The following is a 4,277-nucleotide window of genomic DNA, read 5'->3' as shown; positions in this document are numbered from 1 at the left end:
AATCGGCGGGCGGGCGGCGCCCGCTCCGGTGGCGAGCACGACGCGGTCGGCGCTCAGCAGGGTGCCGTCCGACAGTTCGAGCTTGCCCTCGCCGGGCCGCAGCGCGGTGACGACAGTGCGGTTGACCAGGCGCACGCGCTGGTCGTCGTACCATGACGGTGGCTGGAGCGCGATCTGCTCCCGGGTCTTGGTGCCGGACAGGAAGTCCTTCGACAGCGGGGGCCGGTCGTAGGGGAACTCACCACCGTCCACGAGCGTCACCTCACCGTCGAAGCCCTGGGAGCGCAGCGCGGCGGCGGTGCTGACACCCGCGACGCCGCCGCCCGCGATGACCACCCTCGTACTCACGGCGCCTCACCGGGGAAGAGCCAGATCTCGCCGTCGCGGACCTCGACGCGGTGCGGGCAGGTGTTCTTGGACGCCGGCAGGCCCTGGACCTCGCCGCTTTTGAGGCAGAACTTGCTGGAGTGCAGGGGGCATTCGACGAAGCCGTCCTCCACCCAGCCCTCGGCCAGCGAGGCGGTCTCGTGGGTACAGGTGTCGTCGAGCGCGTAGACGGTGTCGTCGGTGTCGCGCAGCAGGGCGATGTTGTCGTCGGTGCCGGTGAGCGCTTTGTCGACGGCGATGCCCTCGCCCTGGGGGATGTCGTCCAGGGACGCGACGCGGATGCCGTCACTCATGCTTGCTCCTCGTGCCATGCGGGGGTGTTCATCAGCTCGCGCCAGCGGCCGTAGAAGGCCCGTCCGGCGGCGTCGCTGTACAGCTCGCTGGTGGTTCCGGGGTGGCGGCCGTCCTCACGCTCGGAGTCGAGGCCCATCTGGTAGTTGAGGGGGACGCCGTTGGTGATGAAGCCGTGCGCGACGGCCTGCACCTCGCTCCAGTTCTCGCCGTCGTCCTGCTCGAAAATCCCGCTGGGCCCGAACGTGCGCAGGTTGTAGAGGCGTTGGGCCTCACGCACGTCCTCGGGCATGGACTTGTCGACGATCGTCCAGGCCCACACCTCCATCCGGTCCGGTCCCTTGGGGTGCCAGATGCGGATGGAGCCGTTGACCGGGAGGTAGGAGAAGTTGGGGAAGACGGTGGCGTGGCCGGTGGTGAGGGGGCCTTCGACGCGGGCGTCTCCCAGGCGCTCGCGCAGGGCGTCATAGTCCGTCCACTTGTGGACCGTCTGGGCGTCGAAGCGGTTCCTGGGGTGGACGGGGAAGCCGGCGCCGTTGCCGCGCGTGTCGGAGTACTGGCGGCCGGTGCGGTGTACGACCTCGTCGCTGGGCTTCTTGCCGGACGGCGCCAGCACCATGAGCGCGGAGGCGTGGCTCATGTTCACGTGGTACCAGTCGGTGGCGAACTGCTCGGCAGCCAGTTTCCAGTTGCCCTCCAGCACCCACTTGTGCACACCGCCGACGACCACCGTGCCCTCCTCGTCGTGGTCGAGCATGGCGTCCATGTACCAGGCCATGTCGCCCAGTGACTCGCGCAGCGGCAGGGGCTCCGGGTTCCAGGTGCCGAAGACCAGCCCGTGGTAAGTCTCAACGTGCGGCACCTCGATCAGACCCCAGCGCCGCTCGTCGAAGTCGCTCGGGTAGCCGTCCTTGTTCGGCACGCTCACCAGGGAGCCGTCGAGGTTGAACGACCAGCCGTGGTAGGTACACGTGAAGTTGCGGGTCGTGCCGAAGTCGGCACGGCACACGCGGGCGCCCCGATGACGACAGGAGTTGACGTAGGCGCGGATACGGCGTTCGCGATCGAGAGTGACGATGACCGGGTCCTCGCCCATGTACGTGGTGAAGAAGTCGCCCGGCTTGTGGAACTGGTCTGTGTGAGCCAGGAAAAGCCAGCTCGGCGCGAAGACGCGGCGCAGCTCCTGCTTGTACAGGTCCTGGTCGGTGAAGATCACGCGGTCCAGCAGCCCGCCCTCGGTGTCGACGAGCCCGGAGACGTCAGTGGTGTGAACCAGGCCGGCCGGGCGCCGCAAGGCCCCGCGCGGGGCCGGGGTGGCCGCACCCTGGGGTTCGATCGTCGAGGTCATGCTCTCAGGCAACAACAGCAGGTCAGGAGCTTCCATCCCTCGTTCCGCAGAACGGCACACGCGCTGTCGACAGGCGGCAGGGCGGGGCGAACGTGAAGCCATGCTTGCTGTAACCGCCGTCTCCCAGAGCGCGAGCGACCCGCTGGCCGGCCTTGTGCTCGGAGACGTTCCCAAGCCCGAGCCCCGTCCTGGCTGGTCCCTGGTCCGCGTGGTCGCTTCGTCGCTGAACATGCACGATCTGTGGACGCTGCGCGGCGTGGGGCATCCGCCCAAGCGACTGCCGATCGTCCTCGGCTGCGACGCCGCCGGCTACGACGAAGACGGCAACGAGGTCCTCGTGCACCCCGTGATCGCCAGCGCGGACGCTGGTCTGGGGGACGAGACCCTCGACCCGGGCCGTGCCTTGTTGTCGGAGCAGCACAACGGGGCCTTCGCCGAGTACCTGTCAGTGCCCACTCGCAACCTGATCCCGAAGCCGTCATGGCTGTCGTTCGACGAGGCCGCCTGCCTGCCGGTCGCCTGGGGCACCGCCTACCGGATGCTCTTCACCCAGGCCGAAATCCGGGCCGGCGACCGTGTCCTGGTGCAAGGCGCGGGCGGGGGCGTTGCCTCGGCCGCCATCAAACTCGCAGTCGCAGCCGGTGCCGTCGTGTATGCCACGAGCCGCAGCGAGGAGAAGCGTGAGCGGGCACTCTCCTGGGGTGCTCGTGCCGCTGTGGCCACCGGTGAACGGCTGCCCGAACGGGTGGACGTGGTGATCGAGACGGTCGGTGAGGCGACCTGGTCCCATTCGCTGAAGTCGCTCAGGCCCGGCGGCACGATCGTCATCGCGGGGGCGACCAGCGGCACGAACCCGCCTGCCGACCTGGGCCGCGTCTTCTATCTCCAGCAGCGCATCCTCGGCTCGACCGGCTGCACCCGCAGCGAACTGGTGTCCTTGCTGAAGCTGATGGACGCCACCGGCTTGCGCCCGGTCATCGACCGCACACTGCCGCTCACGGAGATCCACAAGGGCTTCCAGCTCATGATCGACGGGCGGCTGGCCGGAAAGCTCGTCGTCCACCCGTCGGGAGGAACCTCGTGAACGCTGCCGCCGTCGGCCTGTCCCATTCCCCGCTGATCGGGACGAACGATCCCGCGCCCGACGTCCTCGCAGCGGTTGACGAAGCCGTCGAAGGAGCGCGGTCCTTCATCCGGGACTTCGACCCCGAACTGGTTGTCCTCTACGCCCCGGACCACTACAACGGCTTCTTCTACAAGGAGATGCCCCCGTTCTGCCTGGCGACCGAGGCACATGCCGTCGGTGACTTCGGCTCCGCCGCCGGCCCGCTTTCCGTGGACACCGAGGCGGCCCGCGCACTGGCACGGGGAGTTCTCGACCGTGGGGTCGACCTGACCACCTCGGCCCGGATGACCGTCGACCACGGCTTCGTGCAGCCGCTGGAAGTCCTGTTTGCCGGCATCGACAAGATCCCTGTCGTGCCCGTCTTCATCAATGGTGTCGCCACGCCGCTCGGCCCTGTCAGTCGAATCCGCGCCTTGGGGACCGCGATCGGCGAGGCGGCAAAGGAACTCGATCGCAGGGTGCTCTTCCTCGCGTCCGGCGGACTCTCCCACGACCCACCCGTCCCCGTCCTGGACGGTGCGCCGCCGAGCGTCGCCGACGCCCTGATCGAGGGCCACCCGCCCACTGCCGCGCAACGGGCCAGGGGCGAGCAGCGGGTCATCCAGGCGGGCCGTGACTACGCCGCCGGGTCGAGTTCGATGACCCCGCTCAATCCCGAGTGGGACAACCTGGTCCTCGACACCCTCGCGGAGAACACGCTGTCCGACGTCGACGCCTGGAACACCGAGTGGATGGGTGCCGAGGGGGGTGGCTCCGCACACGAAGTACGTACCTGGATCGCCGCGTTCGCCTCGCTCGCGGCCGCCGGTGACTACCGCTTCACCTCCCGCTTCTACCGGCCGATTCCGGAATGGATCGCCGGATTCGCTGTCGTGACCGCGCAGTTGGAGGCCGGACGATGACCGCGAGCGAGCATGACCGGTCGCCGCTGTCAGGCTGATGGAAACGGTCGCGCCCGAGCTTGTCCAGGGCGACGTGACGGAGCCCGGCCCGGGCATAGTTCCAGCTCCACCGGGCGAAACGTGCAGCAGGACGTGAGCCAGGGTCTTTCGTTTGGATCTGGCTGGATCAGGGAGCGGGGTCTGGTGCCGTGGATCGCAAGGCGGAGGAGGGAGCCCACGCGGA

At 68.7% G+C, this 4,277-nt stretch carries 5 protein-coding genes; 2 read left to right on the top strand and 3 right to left on the bottom strand.

The annotated features are described in order from the left end of the window. The 3 genes from GA0115259_RS31770 to GA0115259_RS31760 all read right to left on the bottom strand — a co-directional run. On the bottom strand, positions 1-348 hold a 348-nt coding region (locus GA0115259_RS31770), incomplete at its 3' end, for an FAD-dependent oxidoreductase (protein WP_161230517.1). Continuing rightward, a complete protein-coding gene (locus GA0115259_RS31765; protein ID WP_093603384.1) occupies positions 345-680 on the bottom strand; it encodes a non-heme iron oxygenase ferredoxin subunit in 336 nt (111 codons plus the stop codon). The genes GA0115259_RS31770 and GA0115259_RS31765, both read right to left, overlap by 4 nt. Next, a complete protein-coding gene (locus tag GA0115259_RS31760; protein ID WP_093603382.1) occupies positions 677-2,026 on the bottom strand; it encodes an SRPBCC family protein in 1,350 nt (449 codons plus the stop codon). The genes GA0115259_RS31765 and GA0115259_RS31760 overlap by 4 nt, the downstream gene beginning before the upstream one ends. Positions 2,027-2,126: 100 nt before the next feature. Here GA0115259_RS31760 and GA0115259_RS31755 point away from each other — a divergent pair, with 100 nt between their 5' ends. Both GA0115259_RS31755 and GA0115259_RS31750 read left to right on the top strand, forming a co-directional pair. Continuing rightward, positions 2,127-3,110, top strand: a complete 984-nt coding sequence (locus GA0115259_RS31755) for a zinc-binding dehydrogenase (RefSeq protein ID WP_093603380.1) — start codon at positions 2,127-2,129, stop codon at positions 3,108-3,110. Continuing rightward, on the top strand, positions 3,107-4,054 hold the full coding sequence (locus GA0115259_RS31750) for a 3-carboxyethylcatechol 2,3-dioxygenase (protein ID WP_093603378.1): 948 nt from the start codon (positions 3,107-3,109) through the stop codon (positions 4,052-4,054). The genes GA0115259_RS31755 and GA0115259_RS31750 overlap by 4 nt, the downstream gene beginning before the upstream one ends. Positions 4,055-4,277: the final 223 nt, after the last annotated feature.

The sequence above is a fragment of the Streptomyces sp. MnatMP-M17 genome (assembly GCF_900091995.1).
GTDB lineage: Bacteria > Actinomycetota > Actinomycetes > Streptomycetales > Streptomycetaceae > Streptomyces.
Note: the sequence above shows the minus strand (reverse complement) of the source record. Positions and strands in the feature narration are given on the sequence as shown.